At 43.7% G+C, this 14820-nt stretch carries 29 protein-coding genes; 25 read left to right on the forward strand and 4 right to left on the reverse strand.

All coding sequences use genetic code 11. The features are described 5' to 3' along the window. Positions 1–33: 33 nt before the first annotated feature. Positions 34–708, forward strand: a complete 675-nt coding sequence (locus WB308_RS04805; RefSeq protein WP_424189547.1) for a TIGR04219 family outer membrane beta-barrel protein — start codon at positions 34–36, stop codon at positions 706–708. Here the strand turns inward: WB308_RS04805 and WB308_RS04810 are convergent. Beyond that, positions 705–1772 carry an ATP-binding protein gene (locus WB308_RS04810; protein WP_424189549.1) on the reverse strand — a complete coding sequence of 356 codons (1068 nt, stop codon included), beginning with the start codon at positions 1770–1772 and terminating at the stop codon, positions 705–707. The two genes, WB308_RS04805 and WB308_RS04810, sit on opposite strands and share 4 nt — an antisense overlap. Positions 1773–1946: 174 nt before the next feature. Here WB308_RS04810 and rpsJ point away from each other — a divergent pair, with 174 nt between their 5' ends. The 24 genes from rpsJ (at position 1947) to WB308_RS04930 (ending at position 13275) form a co-directional block, all read left to right on the forward strand. After that, positions 1947–2258, forward strand: coding sequence for a 30S ribosomal protein S10 (rpsJ, locus tag WB308_RS04815; RefSeq protein ID WP_424189551.1), 312 nt, complete (start codon positions 1947–1949; stop codon positions 2256–2258). A 10-nt stretch (positions 2259–2268) separates the two neighbouring features. Next, a complete protein-coding gene (gene rplC / locus WB308_RS04820) occupies positions 2269–2844 on the forward strand; it encodes a 50S ribosomal protein L3 (protein WP_424189553.1) in 576 nt (191 codons plus the stop codon). Then, complete coding sequence (rplD, locus tag WB308_RS04825) at positions 2841–3455, forward strand: 50S ribosomal protein L4 (RefSeq protein WP_424189851.1); 615 nt, start codon at positions 2841–2843, stop codon at positions 3453–3455. Before rplC ends, rplD begins: the two co-directional genes overlap by 4 nt. Before the next feature lies 1 nt (position 3456). Further along, positions 3457–3738 (forward strand): 50S ribosomal protein L23, encoded by a 282-nt coding sequence (locus WB308_RS04830; RefSeq protein WP_013459056.1) that lies wholly within the window; start codon positions 3457–3459, stop codon positions 3736–3738. Between the two features lies 1 nt (position 3739). Further along, positions 3740–4579 carry a 50S ribosomal protein L2 gene (gene rplB / locus WB308_RS04835; RefSeq protein WP_424189555.1) on the forward strand — a complete coding sequence of 280 codons (840 nt, stop codon included), beginning with the start codon at positions 3740–3742 and terminating at the stop codon, positions 4577–4579. A 3-nt stretch (positions 4580–4582) separates the two neighbouring features. Then, a complete protein-coding gene (gene rpsS, locus WB308_RS04840; protein ID WP_295062901.1) occupies positions 4583–4864 on the forward strand; it encodes a 30S ribosomal protein S19 in 282 nt (93 codons plus the stop codon). Positions 4865–4873: 9 nt separating this feature from the next. Next, entirely contained in the window at positions 4874–5191 is a 318-nt protein-coding gene (rplV, locus tag WB308_RS04845) for a 50S ribosomal protein L22 (protein ID WP_295012830.1), read from the forward strand. Between the two features lie 2 nt (positions 5192–5193). After that, on the forward strand, positions 5194–5904 hold the full coding sequence (gene rpsC, locus WB308_RS04850) for a 30S ribosomal protein S3 (protein WP_424189558.1): 711 nt from the start codon (positions 5194–5196) through the stop codon (positions 5902–5904). A 2-nt stretch (positions 5905–5906) separates the two neighbouring features. After that, positions 5907–6332: a 50S ribosomal protein L16 gene (rplP, locus tag WB308_RS04855; RefSeq protein ID WP_424189560.1), complete on the forward strand. Its 426-nt coding sequence runs from the start codon at positions 5907–5909 to the stop codon at positions 6330–6332. Beyond that, complete coding sequence (rpmC, locus tag WB308_RS04860; protein ID WP_013459062.1) at positions 6319–6504, forward strand: 50S ribosomal protein L29; 186 nt, start codon at positions 6319–6321, stop codon at positions 6502–6504. The genes rplP and rpmC overlap by 14 nt, the downstream gene beginning before the upstream one ends. Before the next feature lie 10 nt (positions 6505–6514). After that, positions 6515–6766: a 30S ribosomal protein S17 gene (gene rpsQ / locus WB308_RS04865; RefSeq protein ID WP_299925497.1), complete on the forward strand. Its 252-nt coding sequence runs from the start codon at positions 6515–6517 to the stop codon at positions 6764–6766. Then, entirely contained in the window at positions 6763–7131 is a 369-nt protein-coding gene (gene rplN, locus WB308_RS04870) for a 50S ribosomal protein L14 (protein ID WP_299925500.1), read from the forward strand. The genes rpsQ and rplN overlap by 4 nt, the downstream gene beginning before the upstream one ends. Next, complete coding sequence (gene rplX, locus WB308_RS04875) at positions 7131–7361, forward strand: 50S ribosomal protein L24 (RefSeq protein WP_294870753.1); 231 nt, start codon at positions 7131–7133, stop codon at positions 7359–7361. The genes rplN and rplX overlap by 1 nt, the downstream gene beginning before the upstream one ends. Positions 7362–7363: 2 nt before the next feature. Then, positions 7364–7909 (forward strand): 50S ribosomal protein L5, encoded by a 546-nt coding sequence (rplE, locus tag WB308_RS04880; RefSeq protein WP_424189564.1) that lies wholly within the window; start codon positions 7364–7366, stop codon positions 7907–7909. Beyond that, positions 7909–8094, forward strand: coding sequence for a type Z 30S ribosomal protein S14 (locus WB308_RS04885; protein ID WP_041666707.1), 186 nt, complete (start codon positions 7909–7911; stop codon positions 8092–8094). Before rplE ends, WB308_RS04885 begins: the two co-directional genes overlap by 1 nt. A gap of 77 nt (positions 8095–8171) precedes the next feature. Further along, the gene (gene rpsH, locus WB308_RS04890; RefSeq protein ID WP_424189566.1) at positions 8172–8567 is read left to right on the forward strand and encodes a 30S ribosomal protein S8; all 396 of its coding nucleotides are present in this window, start codon (positions 8172–8174) and stop codon (positions 8565–8567) included. A gap of 9 nt (positions 8568–8576) precedes the next feature. Next, a complete protein-coding gene (rplF, locus tag WB308_RS04895; RefSeq protein ID WP_424189568.1) occupies positions 8577–9113 on the forward strand; it encodes a 50S ribosomal protein L6 in 537 nt (178 codons plus the stop codon). A gap of 11 nt (positions 9114–9124) precedes the next feature. After that, positions 9125–9481: a 50S ribosomal protein L18 gene (gene rplR, locus WB308_RS04900; protein WP_424189570.1), complete on the forward strand. Its 357-nt coding sequence runs from the start codon at positions 9125–9127 to the stop codon at positions 9479–9481. Between the two features lie 10 nt (positions 9482–9491). Further along, the gene (gene rpsE, locus WB308_RS04905) at positions 9492–9935 is read left to right on the forward strand and encodes a 30S ribosomal protein S5 (RefSeq protein WP_299995553.1); all 444 of its coding nucleotides are present in this window, start codon (positions 9492–9494) and stop codon (positions 9933–9935) included. Positions 9936–9938: 3 nt separating this feature from the next. Beyond that, entirely contained in the window at positions 9939–10337 is a 399-nt protein-coding gene (gene rplO, locus WB308_RS04910) for a 50S ribosomal protein L15 (RefSeq protein ID WP_424189573.1), read from the forward strand. Beyond that, on the forward strand, positions 10337–11599 hold the full coding sequence (gene secY, locus WB308_RS04915; protein WP_424189575.1) for a preprotein translocase subunit SecY: 1263 nt from the start codon (positions 10337–10339) through the stop codon (positions 11597–11599). Before rplO ends, secY begins: the two co-directional genes overlap by 1 nt. Positions 11600–11601: 2 nt before the next feature. Then, positions 11602–12360 (forward strand): type I methionyl aminopeptidase, encoded by a 759-nt coding sequence (gene map / locus WB308_RS04920; RefSeq protein ID WP_424189577.1) that lies wholly within the window; start codon positions 11602–11604, stop codon positions 12358–12360. Positions 12361–12369: 9 nt separating this feature from the next. Next, complete coding sequence (gene infA / locus WB308_RS04925; protein ID WP_013459075.1) at positions 12370–12588, forward strand: translation initiation factor IF-1; 219 nt, start codon at positions 12370–12372, stop codon at positions 12586–12588. A 54-nt stretch (positions 12589–12642) separates the two neighbouring features. Then, positions 12643–13275 carry a tetratricopeptide repeat protein gene (locus tag WB308_RS04930; protein WP_424189579.1) on the forward strand — a complete coding sequence of 211 codons (633 nt, stop codon included), beginning with the start codon at positions 12643–12645 and terminating at the stop codon, positions 13273–13275. 132 nt (positions 13276–13407) lie between these two features. On the opposite strand, the gene WB308_RS04935 is transcribed toward WB308_RS04930, so the two are convergent. The 3 genes from WB308_RS04935 to WB308_RS04945 are packed head-to-tail and all read right to left on the reverse strand — an operon-like array spanning position 13408 to position 14795. Beyond that, positions 13408–13722, reverse strand: a complete 315-nt coding sequence (locus WB308_RS04935) for a pyrimidine/purine nucleoside phosphorylase (protein WP_424189581.1) — start codon at positions 13720–13722, stop codon at positions 13408–13410. A 28-nt stretch (positions 13723–13750) separates the two neighbouring features. After that, complete coding sequence (locus WB308_RS04940) at positions 13751–13966, reverse strand: malate dehydrogenase (protein WP_424189583.1); 216 nt, start codon at positions 13964–13966, stop codon at positions 13751–13753. Next, positions 13956–14795: a CvfB family protein gene (locus tag WB308_RS04945; RefSeq protein WP_424189585.1), complete on the reverse strand. Its 840-nt coding sequence runs from the start codon at positions 14793–14795 to the stop codon at positions 13956–13958. The genes WB308_RS04940 and WB308_RS04945 overlap by 11 nt, the downstream gene beginning before the upstream one ends. Positions 14796–14820 lie beyond the last annotated feature (25 nt).

Consider the following 14820-nt stretch of genomic DNA (forward strand, 5'->3'; position numbering starts at 1 on the left):
GAATACTACCATATTATATTTAGAGGAGAAATGATGAACAAAGTATTTTTAGCTCTTTGTGTCGGAAGTGCTTTGGCTTCTGCGTCAACGCTGGCCGGGTTTGGGATTGAAGCTGATTATTATATGCCTGAAGCGAAAGGGGATTTTAGATACACCGAGAATGGGGTCACGTCGAATACCCATGTGAACAACGACAGCGATTCACAGTACCAAGTAGGGTTGTATTTGGAACACCCCGTTCCGGTTCTCCCCAATCTTAGAGCTGACTTTACACCGGACACAACCTTCAGCGGATCGGATGGTTTGGGCGGGACCAATACCCTCAAACTTTCTCAAATGGATGCGACATTGTATTACGAGATTCTCGATAACGTCGTTGATCTTGACATCGGATTGACGGGAAAAATCATCAATGGTGAAGTGACCGGTACCATTAATCAAAATTTTGACGTGGTTATCCCGATGGGTTATATTGCAGCCGCAGTTAGCATTCCTACCTTACCGGTTCGGTTGGATGCCGATATTAAATACGTCGCGTACAGCGGAAATTCGATCAGCGATATGCGTATCAAAGCTGCATGGGAAGTCTTTGCCGGTCTGGAAGCGGTTGCGGGCTACCGTTATGAATCGCTTGAATTGGATGAAAATGACATCTATTCAACCCTCAAAATTCAAGGGCCGTTTATCGGCGTCGGCTACCGTTTCTAAGTATCGTCTCCCAATGCCCATCTCTCAAACGGAATCATCTCGATCCGAGAGATCGGATGGGAGAGGGTACTCTCCAAATTCATCGTTACGGCAATAACCTCTCGTACCCGATTCGATACAATAAATCCCTCTAACGCTTCCACCTTTTTAAAGAGCGCATGTTCGTTGGCAAACGGTGAAGCCAAAATGATCACCCCTCGCTGTGGAAGATAAAAATCGATCCCTTCGTCATAATAGCACTCCACGTGGTGCTTATCGAGTTCTGAGAAAACAAGATTTTCAAAAACCCGTCCGAAATGTTTTTGAAGCGCCAAAGCGTGTTTGATCGCGATGTCACAGAGATAAAGTTTTTTGACGGCACTGGGATGGTTAAATTTACTCAACTGCTTAAGATAGCCCCGTTCAAACATCGATTGCAGATGGAGGTAGAGTTTGTCTTTGGAAATTTTACGTTCCCCTTTAAGACGTTCGTAGAGATTGAAAGCCGATACTTTTTGGGTTACCATTTTGGAAGCTTGAGAAAGGATTGAAAATTCGATAGGTTCCAATGCACGGCTTAAAACACGTTGGAGATAGAGAACACGATCTTCGCTGGCGATGCGATGCATGGCCGGAAATCCCCCGAGTTGAAAAAAGTTGCTCAGGGATGTACCGTCAAATTTCGTTTCAAACGCTAAAAACTCTTCATAATCAAGTAACTCAAGATGTATTGTACGATAGGGCAATTCAAGCGGGGTTTCGGATGAGAGGATAATCTGGTTCATTTCGAACAGATGAATCGTATCATTGTAGTTATCCAGAGCGAGGATGGAGATTTTGTTGTCACGGCAAAATTGACTCAGGGAGCGATTGAGCTCATCAACGTCAAGACGGATGTCACGGCAGTCGAGATAGAGATAGGTCGACTTTTTGTGGCCTAAGAGGTAGCTTTTGATGAGAGCGGTTTTCCCTGACTGGGCTATTCCGTAAACGAGGGTGCTTTCATCGTTAAGGGCATGTTTGCGTTCGATAAAGCCGACGTTATGCAAATCGTATCGATAGTACTCATCCAATAATGTATTCATACTGCAAATCATACCCTAAAAAACATAGCTTCCTTGTAAAAAGGAAGTAAATTTTATGTTTTAAGCATTTTTTACCCCTAAAATCCTTGACCCTGAGGGGGTATGTCGATATAATTTCGCTGCCTTATATAGTCAGAGAAGATCTGACGAGTTCTTTTATCTAAGGAAAACATTATGGAAAAAATTCGTTTAAAACTTAGAGCGTACGATCATCGTGTACTTGATCGTTCAGTTGCCTCTATTGTTGAAGCTGTAAAGCGAACGGGTGCGGAAATTCGCGGCCCAATCCCTTTGCCAACCAAGATTCGTAAATATACGGTTCTTAAATCTCCGCATGTCAATAAAGACGCTCGTGAGCAATTTGAGATTCGTATGCACGCACGTTTGATCGACATCGTGTCGGCTACGCCAGATACAGTTGATTCGTTGATGAAGCTTGACTTGGCTCCGGAAGTGGACGTAGAAGTTCGCTCTATGGACAAGTAAGGAGTAGGGTGTGGAATACATTGTAGAAAAAATCGGCATGAGCCGAACTATCGGTGCTGCTAGCAAAGTAGTAACTCTTTTAAAAGTAAAAGAGATGAAAGTTTGTGAAGTGAACGACGGCGTTGCGCTTGTAGCGTATAGCCAAGGCAAATCGACAAACAAACCGGTTGAAGGTCAACAAAAGAAATATAATCTTTCTGCTGAATTCAACAAATTCGCTACATTGGAAGTTGCAAACACCGAAGCCGGTGATTTGGATATGGCTCCTTTAGCGGATGCAAAAACGGTTAAATCGTCTTTCAACACAAAAGGTCGCGGTTTTACCGGTGTTATGAAACGTTGGAACTTTGCCGGCGGACCTGGCGCACACGGTCACCGTTTTCACCGTACGGGTGGATCTATCGGTAACCGCGAATGGCCTGGTAAAGTCCAAAAAGGGCGTAAAATGTCAGGTCAATACGGTAACGAGCAAGTTACTGTTAAAAATGAAGTAATGTCATACGACGCAGAAAACGGTGTATTGGTTGTTGTGGGTTCAATCCCAGGCGCAAACGGTGCACTAGGTCGAGTAAAGGTAGTGAAATAATGAGCGCGATTGTACTGAACGAAAAATTCGAAAAAGCCTCTGAATTGGCATTGCCTGAGAGCTTTAGCGGTATCAACACCCATAACCTCTACTTGTACGTTAAATCGTATCAAGCGAGTCTCCGTGCAGACACTGCATCGGCAAAAACTCGCTCGACAATTAGCGGTGGTGGTAAAAAACCATGGGCTCAAAAAGGTAAAGGTGGCGCACGTGCCGGTTCACGCCGTTCACCAATCTTTGTTGGTGGTGCGATTGCACACGGGCCAAACACAGGTCGTAACTACGATCAAAAGATCAATAAAAAGCAAAAGAAACTAGCGCTTAAATGTGCGTTGGATGCTTTGGCAACCGCTGGGAAATTATTCATCGTTGATTCGATTGATGTTCCAACGGGTAAAACAAAAGACGCATTGGCGTTGTTCAATGCATTGAATGTTCGTGATGCGTTGTTGGTGAAAAAGATTCTCGATGAGAATACCTATCTTGCATTCCGTAACATTGCTTCTACTTATGTGGTAGAAGAGAATGAACTCAACGCCTTTTTGGCTGCGACATACCGTTCGGTGGTTATCGAAAAAGCGGTATGGGAAAATCTGACTAAAGAGAGCTAAGATGGCAGATATTACTGATATCAAATCGATCCTGTATACAGAGAAGACTCTTGGTCTTCAAGAAGAGGGTGTAATCGTTGTTCAAACGTCTCCACGTATGACAAAGAACGCTCTTAAAGAGGTGTTTAGAGAGTATTTCGGAATCGTTCCGGCTCGCGTTAACTCACTAAACCAAGACGGAAAAGTAAAACGTTTCCGTGGTCTTGCTGGTAAACAAAACGACTTTAAAAAGTTCTATGTGAAATTGCCAGAAGGCGCACAAATCGATAGTTTGGCGGTGTAATATGGCGATCAAAACGTATAAACCTACAACCCCGAGCCGACGTTTCTATACCAACGTTGATAACTCGGATATCACGGCAAAAGCGTCTGTTCGCTCATTGTTGATTAAACTTCCAGCAGCTGCAGGACGTAACAACAACGGTCGTATCACATCACGTCATAAAGAAGCGGGAGCTAAAAAGCTTTATCGTATTATTGATTTCAAACGTAACAAATTCGGTGTTGCCGGAACTGTTGCAGCAATCGAATACGATCCGTACCGTAACTGTCGTATCGCTCTTGTTAACTACGTAGATGGTGACAAACGTTACATCCTCCAGCCTAAAGGTTTGGTAGTCGGTGATGTTATCGCTGCTGCTGAGAGCGGTTTGGACATTAAAGCGGGTAACGCGATGAAATTGATGAATATCCCTGTGGGGACAACCGTTCACAACATCGAACTTAAACCGGGTAAAGGTGGACAAATCGTCCGTTCAGCCGGAACATCTGCACAAATCATGGGTCGTGAGGGGAAATACGTTTCTCTTCGTCTTCCGTCAAGTGAAATGCGTTATGTTTTGGGTGAATGTATGGCGACTGTCGGTACTGTCGGTAACGAAGAGTACATCAACATCGTTCTTGGTAAAGCGGGTCGTACACGTCATATGGGTATCCGTCCTCAAACGCGTGGTTCTGCGATGAACCCTATCGATCACCCGCATGGTGGTGGTGAAGGTAAAACGAATTCAGGACGTCACCCGGTTACTCCATGGGGTAAACCGACTAAAGGTGCTAAAACACGTAAGAAGAAAGCAAGTGATAAATTGATTATTACTCGCCGTAAATCAAATCCGAAGAGGTAGATAATGGCTAGATCAGTAAAAAAAGGACCATTTGTTGATGGACACCTTATGAAAAAAGTGATTGCTGCCAAAGAGACGAAAAGCAACAAACCTATCAAAACTTGGTCACGCCGTAGCGTGATCTTGCCAGATATGATCGGTTTGACTTTTACCGTTCACAATGGCCGTCAGTTTGTACCGGTTTTCGTAACGGAAAACCACATCGGTTACAAACTTGGTGAATTCGCACCAACACGTACGTTTAAGGGCCACAAAGGTTCTGTACAAAAGAAAATCGGGAAATAAGGAAGAGATATGGCAAGAGCACTATTAAAATTCGTTCGCGTATCTCCGACTAAATCTCGTTTGATCGCTCGCGAAGTTCAAGGAATGAATGCAGAGCAAGCAATGGCTGCCTTGGAGTTTACTCCAAACAAAGCGGCAAAAATCATCGCTAAAGTGGTTGCGTCAGCAGTAGCTAACAGCGGTATCGATGCGCAAGATTGTATTGTTAAATCATGCCGTGTTGATAACGGTCCGGTACTTAAACGTTTCACTCAACGTGCACGTGGTACCGCTTCTGGAATCCGTAAGCCGACAGCACACATTTTGGTAGAAGTAGAGGGTAAATAATTATGGGTCATAAAGTTAATCCTATCGGACTTCGTCTTGGTATTAACCGCAACTGGGAATCTCGTTGGTTCCCTAACTTTAAAACAGCTGCGGTTTCTTTGGGCGAAGATCACAAAATCCGTACCTATTTGAAAAAAGAACTCTACTACGCAGGTGTGAGCAACATCGTGATCGAGCGTACTGCGAAACGTCTTCGCGTTACGATCATCGCGGCTCGCCCTGGTATCATCATCGGTAAGAAAGGTTCTGACATTGAAAAAATCAAAGAATCTCTTCAAACCCTTATCGGTAAACCGGTAGCCGTTAACATCAAAGAAGAGAAAAAAGCACAAGCTTCTGCACAACTCGTTGCAGAAAACGTTGCGACTCAACTTGAAAAACGTGTTGCTTTCCGCCGTGCGATGAAAAAAGTTATGCAAAATGCACAACGTGCAGGCGCTAAAGGTATTAAAGTTTCAGTTGCCGGTCGTCTTGGCGGTGCTGAGATCGCTCGTACTGAGTGGTACCTTGAAGGTCGCGTACCGTTGCATACACTTCGTGCAAAAATCGATTACGGTTTTGCTGAAGCGCACACCACGTATGGTGTAATCGGTATTAAAGTTTGGATTTTCAAAGGTGAGGTTCTCACTAAAGGTATCCAACCAGAAGCTAAAGAAACTAAAGAAGAGCGTGGCGAAGATCAACAACGTCGTCCACGACGAAAGGCTAACTAATCATGTTGATGCCTAAGCGTACTAAATATCGTAAAATGATGAAAGGGCGTAACCGTGGTTACGCTACTAACGCCAATAAACTTGATTTCGGTTCTATCGGATTCAAGGCAACGGAATCGGGACGTATTAACTCACGTCAAATTGAAGCGGCTCGTATCGCGGCAAACCGTCACATCAAACGTCAAGGTAAAATCTGGATCCGTGTGTTCCCAGCAAAACCTTTGACTGCCAAACCACTTGAAGTGCGTATGGGTAAAGGTAAAGGTGCCGTGGACCAATGGGTTATGAACATCAAACCAGGCCGTATCATTTTTGAAATGGGTGGTGTTGAAGAGGGTCTTGCGCGTGAAGCGTTAGCACTTGCAATGCAAAAACTTCCGTTCAAAACTAAAATTGTAACTGCGGAGATGAGCAATGAAATATACTGATTTGAACGGCAAAACAGCTGCTGAACTTCAAGGGATGCTCAAAGAGAAAAAAATTGAGCTTTTCACTTTGAAAATTAAGCAAAAAATGATGCAATTGACTAACACGAGCGAACTTCGCACGGCGAAAAAAGACATTGCACGCATTAACACTGCTATGAACGCAGTGAAGTAAGGGCAGAGCTATGACACATAAACGTGAAATTCAAGGTATCGTAGTGACTAAAGCAGGCGAAAAAACAGCAACTATCGTTGTTGAGCGCCGTGTTATGCACCCACGTTACCACAAAACGGTAAAACGTTTCAAAAAATACATGATTCATGATGAGAACAACCAACTAAACATTGGTGATGAAGTGATCGCGATCGAGTGTCGTCCACTTTCAAAAAGCAAATCGTTCCGTCTTAAAACTCTGGTTAAAGGAGTGAACGTATGATTCAAAGTTTTACTCGTCTAGCAGTAGCGGATAACACAGGGGCTAAAGAGATCATGTGTATCAAGGTTCTTGGCGGTTCAAAACGTCGTTATGCAACTGTAGGTGATGTTATTATCGCTTCAGTTAAAAAAGCGGCTCCGACCGGTAAGATCAAAAAAGGTCAAGTAGTAACAGCTGTCGTTGTTCGTACGAAAAAAGAAGTACACCGTGAAAACGGTTCTTTGATCCGTTTCGACGAAAATGCAGCAGTTATCCTTGATAAAAAACGTGAGCCGATCGGTACACGTATTTTCGGACCTGTAAGCCGTGAAGTTCGTTACGCAGGTTTCATGAAAATCGTATCCCTTGCTCCGGAGGTTGTATGATGGCAAAATTTAATTTCAAAAAAGGCGACATTGTTGAAGTGATCGCTGGTGATGACAAAGGTACTAAAGCAGAATTGCTTCAAGTTATGCCTAAGAAAAACAAAGTAATCGTGAAGGGTGTTCGTGTTGCGAAAAAAGCGATCAAACCTAGCGAACAAAATCCACAAGGCGGATTCTTGAACAAAGAGATGCCTGTTGATGCATCTAATGTCCGTAAAGTTGAGGCGTAATCATGGCACGACTAAAAGATAAATATTTGGCACTTAAGCCAGAGCTTCAATCAGCACTCGGAATTGCAAACGTAATGCAAGTTCCGGCGTTGGAAAAAGTAATCATCTCTGTCGGTTGTGGTTTTGCCATGAAAGACAACAAATTGATCCAAAGTATCCAAGATACGATCAGCAATATCGCTGGACAACGTGCATCTGTTGTTGTTGCACGTAAATCGGTTGCAGGATTTAAAGTACGTGAAGGGATGCCGGTTGGTGTTAAAGTTACACTACGCGGTGCTCAAATGTACGATTTCATGGATAAATTGATCAACATTTCACTTCCACGTGTTAAAGACTTCCGTGGTATTCCACGTAACGGTTTTGACGGTCGCGGTAACTACAACTTCGGTTTGACTGAGCAGTTGATTTTCCCGGAAGTTGATTATGATTCAATTATGCAAATCCACGGGATGAACATCACCGTGGTAACAAGTGCTACTGCAGACAAAGATGCTTTCAAGCTTCTTGAAATGATCGGTATGCCGTTTGCTAAAGGGAGAGAATAATGGCTAAGAAGTCAATGATCGCTAAAGCGGCGCGCACACCTAAGTTCGCGGTTCGTGCCTATACTCGTTGTCAGATCTGTGGTCGTCCACACTCTGTCATCAGTGATTTTGGAATTTGTCGCGTTTGCTTCCGTAAAATGGCAAACGAAGGGTTAATCCCAGGCGTTAGAAAGTCTAGTTGGTAATTAAAACGGCGGATGAGCTAAGCCCATCCACCGTTTTATCAACGGAAACTACTTACGACTAAGATAAGGAAATATAAATGATTAATGATTTGATCGCGGATTCGTTGACTCGTATCCGTAACGCGGCTATGCGTAGATTAGATGTAACAACATTGGTTCACTCTAAAGTAGTAGAAGCAGTTGTTGCGATTTTGGCTGATAAAGGCTACATCGAAAGCTTTAACGTTGTTGAAGACGGCGTTAAAAAAACGATCAATGTAGTATTAAAATACGACGAAAACGGTCGTACGGTTATTAATGAAGTAAAACGTGTCTCTAAACCGGGACGTCGTATTTACAAAGGTAAAGATGAACTTAAACGTTTCAAAAACGGTTACGGTACCATCATCGTCAGTAGTTCTAAAGGGGTTCTTCCTAACGACAAAGCATTCGAGCTTGGCGTTGGCGGTGAAGTCCTTTGTACGATTTGGTAAGGAGATAAGATGTCACGTATTGGAAAACTTCCTATTTCTATCCCTAGCGATGTAAATGTAACTCTTGATGGATCAGTAATCACATTTGTGAAAGGTTCTACAACACAAGTACTTGATACTCGTGGAAACTGTGGTGTGACATTCGAAGATAACACTTTGACGTTCAGCACAAACTCTGATCAACGTACTGATCGCGCATTCTGGGGCACTTACCGTGCATTGGCTGCAAATATCATTACCGGTTTGACTACAGGTTTTGAGAAAAAACTTGAGATCAACGGGGTTGGTTATCGTGCTGCGGTTCAAGGCGATGTTTTGAATCTTCAACTCGGCTACAGCCATGATATCAATTTTGATATTCCAGCAGGCGTTACCATCGCAGTAGAGAAAAACGTTATCAGCATCAAAGGTGTCGATAAGCAACAAATTGGACAAATTGCAGCTGTAATCCGTTCATTCCGTCCACCTGAGCCGTACAAAGGTAAAGGTGTTAAATACTCTGATGAGACTATCCTGCGTAAAGCCGGTAAGACATCTAAGAAATAAGGAGCGATGATATGACAGGTAAAACACTTAAAATTAAAGCGGCTAAACGTATTCAACGTAAACGCCGTATTCGCTCTAAAATTTCAGGGTGCGCGACATTGCCACGTGTCTCTATTTTTCGTTCAAACCGCTACATCAGCGCGCAAGCGATCAATGATGAAGCAGCGGTAACGTTAGCGGCAGTACACTCAAAAACTTTGGGTCTTAAAGCGAACAAAGCGGATGCTGAAAAAGCAGCGGCTGTATTCGCAAAAACCCTCAAAGACGCCGGGATTAATGAAGTTACGTTCGATCGTAACGGATTTTTGTATCACGGTGTCGTAAAAGCGTTTGCCGAAGCACTTCGTGCAAATGAAATCAAGTTTTAAGGGCTGATCGATGAATCCGATTAATAGAGAAGAATTTGCAGAAGCGATTGTAAACATCGGTCGTGTAACCAAAGTTGTAAAGGGTGGTCGACGTTTCCGTTTTACCGCTCTTGTAGTTGTAGGAAATAAAAAAGGAACCGTAGGTTACGGTGTCGGTAAAGCCAAAGAGGTTCCCGATGCAATCCGTAAAGCGGTCGACGAAGCGTTCAAAAATTTGACAAATGTGAAGATCAAAGGTACTACCATTGCTCACGATATCGAAGTTAAATATAACGCAAGCCGTATCTTGCTAAAACCTGCATCTGAAGGTACAGGGGTTATCGCCGGTGGCGCTACCCGTCCAGTACTTGAGCTTGCGGGAATCCAAGACATCTTGACGAAGTCTTTGGGTTCTAACAATCCAAACACCGTGGTACGTGCAACAATCGATGCACTATCACGTATCAAAGGATAAGTTATGGCATTAGAAAACCTTACTCCTGCTGAGGGTTCAACCCACAGCAAAAAACGTCTTGGCCGTGGCCAAGGAAGTGGCCAAGGTAAAACAGCCGGTAAAGGTCACAAAGGACAAAAAGCGCGTAAAGGTTACAATGAAAAACGTAACTTTGAGGGTGGACAACAACCACTTGCTCGCCGTTTGCCAAAAATCGGATTTACATCACGTGTTGTAAAACCGACAATAATCAATGTTGAAAAAGTAAAAGAGATTGCAACTCTCGCTGAAATCACAATGGAAACTATCCGTGGTGTACATCGATTGGCTAAATCGGTTACAAGTGTTAAACTTGTCGGCGCAAGCGCTAAAGATTTAGCATCTAAAATCAAAGACGAAAACGTTACAACAACTGGTAACTAATGAACCAACAACTTGTAAACAAGATCTTAATTACGATCGGTTTTCTTTTTATTTTCCGACTACTGGCATACGTGCCGGTACCGGGAGTTGACACAGCTGTCATCGCTTCGTTCTTTGATGAACATTCAGCGGATGCATTGGGTCTCTTCAATATGTTTAGCGGTAACGCCGTAGAACGCCTCTCCATTATCTCTCTTGGTATTATGCCTTACATCACCGCATCCATTATTATGGAACTTTTAGCAGCCACTTTTCCAAACTTAGCGCAAATGAAAAAAGAGCGTGACGGTATGGTCAAATACATGCAAATTATCCGTTATGCAACCATCGTAATTACCATAGTGCAAGCGATCGGCGTGAGTATCGGTTTGCAAGGTATGACGGGAAAAGACGGAAGCAGTGCCATTTTAGTTGATCACAGTACCTTTGTAACCTTGGCTGTCGTATCCATGCTGGCAGGGACTATGCTGTTGATGTGGATCGGTGAGCAGATTACCCAAAGCGGTATTGGCAATGGTGTATCGTTGATCATTTTTGCCGGTATTGTTTCGGCGATTCCGAGTGCGATTTCTCAAGCGGTAACTATGGTAAATACCGGAGCTATGGGCTTTTTGTCTTTGCTTGGCATTGTTGCCCTTATTATTGCAACGATTTTGGTCATTATCTATGTTGAGCTGGGTGAACGCCGTATACCGGTAACCTACGCAAAAAAGACGATGCTTCAAAATCAAAATAAACGGGTTATGAACTACATTCCGGTCAAAGTAAATCTTTCAGGGGTTATCCCGGTTATTTTTGCTTCGGCTATTTTGATGTTCCCGATGACGGTTATGTCTTCGAGTACCAATCCCTATGTCCAATCGATAGCGGATGTGTTAAATCCGAATCACTATTTCTTTAACTTTTTGACGTTTGTATTCGTTGTATTCTTTGCATTTTTCTATGCGTCTATCGTATTTAATGCTAAAGATATTTCCGATAACCTCAAACGTCAAGGTGGATTTATTCCGGGTGTTCGTCCGGGCGAATCGACCAAGGAGTTTTTGAATGACACGGCAGGGCGTTTGACTATTACCGGTGCGATTTATCTCGGTCTTGTGGCGACACTTCCGTGGGTAATTGTTAAAGCAATGGGAGTGCCGTTCTTCTTCGGAGGGACGGCAGTTCTGATCGTGGTTCAAGTAGCATTGGATACAATGCGTCGAATCGAAGCACAGGTTTATATGTCCAAATATCAAACCCTTAGTGCGGTTGGCCTGTAACAATGGCGATTGCGCTACGCAAAAATGATGAAATAGCTAAACTTCGTACTGCGAATCAAATCGTTGGTGCGACGTTGGAGCTGTTAGCTTCCCACACTAAGCCTGGGATGACATTAAAAGAACTTGATGCAATGGGTGAGGAATATATCCGAAGCCAGGGTGCCAAGCCCTCTTTTAAAGGTCTCTACGGTTTCCCAAGTGCAGTTTGTACCTCGGTAAACGATGTAATCATTCATGGCATTCCAAGCGATTATGCACTCCAAGCGGGTGATATCGTCGGATTTGATGTCGGTACACAAAAAAACGGGTATTTTGGAGATGCGGCGATTACGGTCGGTGTCGGAACAATTAGCTCCGAAGACGAAGCATTGATCGCCTGTGCGAAAGATACCCTCTATTTTGCAATCGATATCATTAAAGACGGTATGCGCTTCAAAGAGCTCTCATACGAGATGGAACGCTTTATCCTTGCACGAGGATTTGTCCCCTTGCGAGGATTTTGCGGTCACGGGATCGGTAAAAAACCGCATGAAGAACCTGAAATCCCCAATTATTTGGATGGACCGAATGCTAAGGCGGGTCCGAAGATTAAAAACGGAATGGTTTTTTGTCTGGAACCGATGATTTGTCAAAAAGAGGGAACTTCCAAAATTTTGGCAAATGGTTGGGATGTGGTGAGCACGGATGGGCTGAAAGGCTCTCATTACGAGCATACGGTTGCAATTATCAACGGTAGAGCTGAAATATTATCAATCGCGTAAAGGAATAATATGGCAAAAGATGATGTCATTGAAGTAGACGGAAAGATTATTGAGGCACTACCGAATGCAACGTTTCGTGTTGAGTTGCCGAATGGTCATGTTATTTTGTGTCATATCGCAGGTAAAATGCGTATGCACTACATCAAAATTCTCCCGGGTGATACGGTGAAAATCGAACTTACTCCCTACAGTCTGGATAAAGGGCGAATTACCTATCGCTATAAATAAATCTTCCCCCTAGCGGGAAGCCTATAACTATTTTTTGATAAGGGGATTTCATTTATGAAAAAACAGTTATATATTTTCTTCTTTTTTTGCTCCTCTCTTTTTGCTTTTGATGCATCACAATCATTTTGGGAAACGTATACAGCTGCCCTGCGTGGTAATAAAGTGGCGCAGTTTCAAACCGGCGTGATTTATGAGCGGGGGATAGGGGTAGAGCAAAATCAAACCAAAGCGGCGCTGTGGTATGAAAAATCTGCAGAGCAGGGATACCTCGATGCTCAGTATAATCTCGCATTGATGAACGTTTCGGGGCGTGGAGTGGATAAAAACCTGGATCGCGCTGTGATGTGGCTTACAAAAGCGGCCGAGCAGGGGGATCAAGATGCCCGCACTCTTTTATCGGAGATCATGGGTGGAAAATTGGACAACGATAAAAGGGGTGGAGGAGATAAACCACTCTATGTCAACGGGGTAGAGGAAATAGAGCCGGTTCGGCTGAAAATCAAAGAGGGGGGGACTGTATGTACCCTGGCCGGCGAGTGTCTGGCGTATAAAGAAAATACGGTTATAACCTCACATACCAAACGTGGATCATGGTATAAAATAAGCGGTATAGTAACGCTCAAAGGATGGCAAGCGTATCCAAAAGAGGGGTGGATTCGTGAGAAGGATGTTGATACCCAAAGATGATGAAGTATATCCGTCATTCCCACGAAGGCGGGCATTGTGCCCTCTGCAGGTAAATCCAGCTTTTAATTTTGGGAATGGATGCCCGGATCATACCCTATAGGGCACGTGAGTCCGAGGATGACAAGAAAGGGATTATTTTACAAAGCTGCAGCAGTAATCACTGATGGTTTTGACTTTAAGGTGAAATGCACTGTTGGCAGGGACGTCGAAGCTTTCTGGTCCTGTAATAGTGACCCATGCATCAGAACCTGGAAGCTGAACCTCCATCTCTCCGCTCATAATCTCCATAATCTCTTTATCGCCGGTGTTAAACGTGTATTCACCCGGTAACATGATTCCCAGAGTTTTGATACTGCCATCTCCGAAATGGAGTGTTCGGCTGGTAACTTTGCCATCAAAATAGATATTTGCTTTTTTATCAGCGGTGACGTTGGTGAATTGAGACATTCGGATCCTTTTAAAAATAGTGGTGAAATTATAGCGGATTGAGCTCTTGCTTGATCTTTTTCGGTAAGTGGGCAAAGGGAAAATCGGTCACAATTTTTGTCTCCCTGCCATCATTGATATGAACTTCTAGGAGCATCGATTCACGATTAAAACTGATTAAGGTAAAGGTCTGATCATTTTCCGTGTAACTTAGATTGCGCGCTTTTAAATGGCTAAAAGGGCTCTTGCGTGGTCTATATCCCATAAATTCCGCTCTCTTTAATAGTAATTTTACCGCTCTCGCTGAGTTGTGTGAGCGCGCTTTTGAAATTTTTCTTGCTTAGGCCGAAGGTGCGCTGGATTAAATCCGGATCACTTTTGTAATTATACGGAAGCATTCCGCCGTTGGCTTGTATCATCGAGAGTATTTTATTCGCACCGCTGGAAGCTTTTGCTTTTCCGACCATTTGAAGTGAAAGGTCGAGTTTGCCATCGGGACGTAGAACTTTTACAAACCCGTTTTTGATTTGCCCGACACGGACATCTTCAAAAATTTCGTTGGCGTAAATCATCCCCTCGTATTTGTGATCGACGATTGCTTTATACCCCAGCGGAGTTTTTGCAATAATCATAAAACTCACGGGGGTGTTAGGATAAAAGCTTTTCGGAGGAGTCTCTAATGCTCCGCTGATTTTCTCCGTTCCGACGAGGCGGTTGGTCTGTTCATCCAAGATAACGCGTATGAGCCGTTTTTCTCCGACAGCAAAGGGACGTTTTTGCAATGTTTTTGGAACGAAAAGGTCTTTCGGTAATCCCCAGTTGACGAAGGCTCCGATAGGGGTGGTATCCACAACCTCTACAAAGGCGATTTCATTTGCCATTGCTTTGGGTTTTACGGTTGTGGCAACGGGACGGTCCTCGCTGTCAGTGTAGACAAAGACATCAATGGTATCGCCGATATGCATTGCATCGGTGACGTACTGATTCGGTAGTAATATGTCGCTCTCATCCAGTGCACGTAGAAATAGTCCCGGCACGGTAGAGCGGTCGATAACGAGGGTGTTAATCTCCCCGATCATTAGTGTTTCATTCATGGGTATAATTATATCGACTATTTGC

This window comes from Sulfuricurvum sp. (assembly GCF_049587615.1).
GTDB lineage: Bacteria > Campylobacterota > Campylobacteria > Campylobacterales > Sulfurimonadaceae > Sulfuricurvum.